The organism is Ureibacillus sp. 179-F W5.1 NHS, from assembly GCF_045369345.1.
GTDB lineage: Bacteria > Bacillota > Bacilli > Bacillales_A > Planococcaceae > Ureibacillus > Ureibacillus halotolerans.
In genome coordinates this window covers 1-3,675 of record NZ_JBIQFG010000085.1, presented here as the reverse complement: position 1 = coordinate 3,675, position 3,675 = coordinate 1, and the positions used below count along the sequence as shown (strand labels likewise).

The 3,675-nt window shown below is 33.4% G+C and carries 1 protein-coding gene and 2 pseudogenes; 1 reads left to right on the top strand and 2 read right to left on the bottom strand.

Translation table 11 applies throughout. The features are described 5' to 3' along the window. Positions 1 to 417: 417 nt before the first annotated feature. Positions 418 to 820, bottom strand: a pseudogene (gene tnpA / locus ACH0B5_RS17820) (IS200/IS605 family transposase). 150 nt (positions 821 to 970) lie between these two features. On the opposite strand from tnpA, the pseudogene ACH0B5_RS17815 reads away from it, so the two are divergent. After that, a pseudogene (locus tag ACH0B5_RS17815) lies at positions 971 to 2,265 on the top strand (IS3 family transposase). A 54-nt stretch (positions 2,266 to 2,319) separates the two neighbouring features. On the opposite strand, the gene ACH0B5_RS17810 reads toward ACH0B5_RS17815, so the two are convergent. Then, the gene (locus tag ACH0B5_RS17810) at positions 2,320 to 3,018 is read right to left on the bottom strand and encodes a hypothetical protein (RefSeq protein ID WP_122973737.1); all 699 of its coding nucleotides are present in this window, start codon (positions 3,016 to 3,018) and stop codon (positions 2,320 to 2,322) included. Positions 3,019 to 3,675 lie beyond the last annotated feature (657 nt).

Below are 3,675 nucleotides of genomic sequence, written 5' to 3'. Positions count from 1 at the left end.
CACTAGGCTATTTAACGCCTGTGGAATTCAAGAATAGGTCCTTATAAAGGTTGTCCAGTTTTGTGTTGACATTCCACTATTTAAAACAAGATACCTGACAAGATTATTATGATGCATCGTACATAATCTACTATTATATTAAGTAATTTTTAGATCTGTTACAGATAATTCCACATTAACTAAAAATATGTTACTATAAAATTAATTTTTAACGTCAAAAGGAAGGAGACAAAATTTGAAAAACGTTTTATATTTTATTGTAGGGATAATGATTATTCTTATCGTGTTATGGTTTTTAACTTATGTTAAATAAATATCCGCCTGTAAAACAGGCGGTTTAGTTAATACCCTATAATGGCTTCTTACCAACTGCCCCTAAAGGGGCTTTTTTAATTGACCGTCAACCGTATTTGTTCTCTAATCTCGTTTAAATGGGTCTATATATTCTCTACTCGTCATTTGATCACGTAATCGATCTTCAGCTTCTTGTTCCCTTATATATTTTGCTACCGCTTTTTCGTTAGACCTACTGTAGTGACATAATATCCTTTTGCCCAAAACGATCGATTTTCGTATTTATATTTCAAATTTGCATGTCTATCGTGAATCATTAAAGAACTCTTTCCTTTTAAATATCCAACGAATTGTGATATGGATAATTTTGGAGGAATTTTAACCAGTATATGTATATGATCTGGCTTGCATGTCCTTCTAATAGTTCTAAGTCTTTCATTTCACATAGACGTCCTAAAATCGCTCCGATTTCTTTTCTTAATTCACCACGGATTACTTTCCTCCTATATTTTGGTATAAAAGCCATGTGATACTTACAATTCCATCTTGTGTGTAATAAACTATTGTGAACTGCACCCCACTTGTTAGACACATCTACAAATGGAGATACAGTTTTTTTATGACTAAATTTACTAACGAGATAAAATTGGCTATTATATAAGGTTTTAATCCAACTATGATTTCACAAAAAGAATATGCGTTACAGATAGGTGTTACAAGAGCGCAACTTCAATTTTGGTTAAAATATATGAATTACATTGAGAAGATGGCTTTAAGAATCCCTATACAAATTATCCCGTACCATTTAAACTAAGTGTACTTAATTACATGGTTCAATCTTGTGCGTCACTAATGGATACAGCAGCTCTTTTTAAAATTTCTAGCTATGCAATGGTGTATAGTTGGCAAAAGCAAATGGAGAACGGTGGTTTAGATGCCCTTGAACCAAGGTCAAAGAGGCGTCCATCCGTGAAAAAGAAACGCACGAACAAACAACCAAAACCAATAGAAGGCTCACCTGAAGCACTTCAAGCAGAAATCAATTGTCTACGTATGGAAAATGAGTATTTAAAAAAGTTGAACGCCTTAGTTCAAGCCAAGGAAAAATCACCAAAGAAGAGAAAGTAAAGGTCATCTATGAATTAATGCATAAATACTCGGTGAAGGCGCTTGTGTCATTCGCAGAAATTCCACGTAGCATGTACTATGATTTAGTAAAAAGATGAATCGACTAGATTCAGATGCCGAGTTAAAGGCCGAGATTCAAGGTATTTATAACGAACATGAAGGACGTTATGGCTATCGTCGTATTTGTGACGAACTAGCGAATCGTGGGTAAAAAGTGTATCATAAGAAGGTTCAGTGCATCATGAAAGAACATGGTTAAAAATGTATAGTTCGCATGAAGTAATATAAATCGTATAAAGGGAAAGTTGGCAAAATTGCGGATAATATTTTAAACCGTAACTTTAAAGCCGAAGCGCCGAATGAGAAATGGGTAACGGACATTACGGAGTTTAAACTTTTTGGTGAAAAGCTCTATTTATCGCCTGTTTTAGACCTGTTTAACGGAGAAATTATCACGTATACAATTGGCTCTAGACCCACGTATCTACTTGTTTCAGAGATGCGGGAAAGGCTTTAGCACGTTTACCAAAGGAACACAAACTTCTAATTCATTCCGATCAAGGCGGGCACTATCAGATGAAACAATATCTCCATGCCCTAAAGGCAAGAGGCGTTTTGCAAAGTATGTCGCGTAAAGGAAATTGTCATAATAACTCGGTGATGAAGAATTTCTTTGGGATTATGAAGTCTGAATTCCTTTACTTAAAGGAATTTGAAAGTGTCGAGCAGTTTAAACAGGAACTAGAAAAATACATGTATTATTACAACACGAAACGTATCAAGGCAAAATTAAAATTGAGTCCAGTGCAATACCGAACTCAATTTACCCAGCTGCCTAGATGAAATAACCGTGTCTAACTTTTAGGGATTACTTCAATCTCTCTGCTTTTTTATTATTTAGAACTTTCTCCAACTACTTGCCCAATCATCACGGCTTGATACCGCTTTCCAGTATTTAACTGATGGTTTTGCTTTGATATACAAATCTAAATTGGCGCTTAAAAAGCCCAATGAACCCGTTGAGGATAATGTCCATTGATAACCACCATATCCGTAACCACCTGAGACATATTTATTTGTATATCCTACATTAGTAGTCCATATTGATGGGTTATAGTTTTTGTGTGATTTTTCTATATCGTATACTTGTAATGCTACTGAACTACTGGATGTTCCGTTTGATTGGTAAATCATTCGGATTTGGTATTTAGAAACGGTAACACCAAGTATCTCCATTTCACACACAGCCCAAGGTGTTGTTATTTTATATGTAGCCATAGGCGTTATTAATCTATTATTAAATCCTACTTCATTAATTTGTTTTGAAATAAATTCAACATCTACTTTTTGTCCACTCTCTAATTCTACTTCAATTTCTTCGTCTATTGCTTTTTGAGCCTCGGAGTTGATTTTAAGAAAATTTTCTGGTTTTAGTGCCTCAAGATACAATTTTTGTTCTTCTTCACTTAAAGATAAAAATTCATCTAAAGTTTCTTTTGCTTCTTCAGAATCATCATTTTCTAAATATTCTACATAACTTTCTACAGATGAAATTTGCTTTAGACCCTCATTTTCTGCTGCATCTACTATTAACATTCGGAACTAAAATTGTCGATGCTAGTAATAATGTAAATAAGCTTAAAACTAGTTTTTTCATATGTACCTCCTAGTTAATTTTTTTTACCTTTTTATAATAACATAAAATTGTATGTTCTGTTAATTTTTCCCATTTAATAGAGAAGTTAACACCTCTTAAATAAAATTAATCTAAGCCTATAAAAATTATAAAAAAGTTAGTTAGTAAAATGGTCTAACTTAGAGTGACATAAGTGCTGTAATTGGCAAATTTAAATACTGAATTTACCTCCACAATAACTGCATAACCAATACATCACTTCTTGCATATGCTAGTGTGGAGCTCGAAAAACTGTTAATGAAAATAGTTTTCAAAAGTTTTCATATTAACGAGAAACCTCGATTATAATCCTCTATGATAGCATTACTTTAGAAAAAGATTTATCTATTAATGGTTATGGCTATTACCCATTTCATCTGGGTTAGTGATTTCTGGAGAGGTGCTAATTCTGAAATATGTATACTATACTAGTTCAAATGATAAGAATAAGCAGATACAAAGGTAGCTTTTTGAGATGTAATGGAATGTCAACACAAAACCGGACAACCTTTATAAGGACCTATTCTTGAATTCCACAGGCGTTAAATAGCCTAGTGTTCCGTGAATTCGAATGTTAT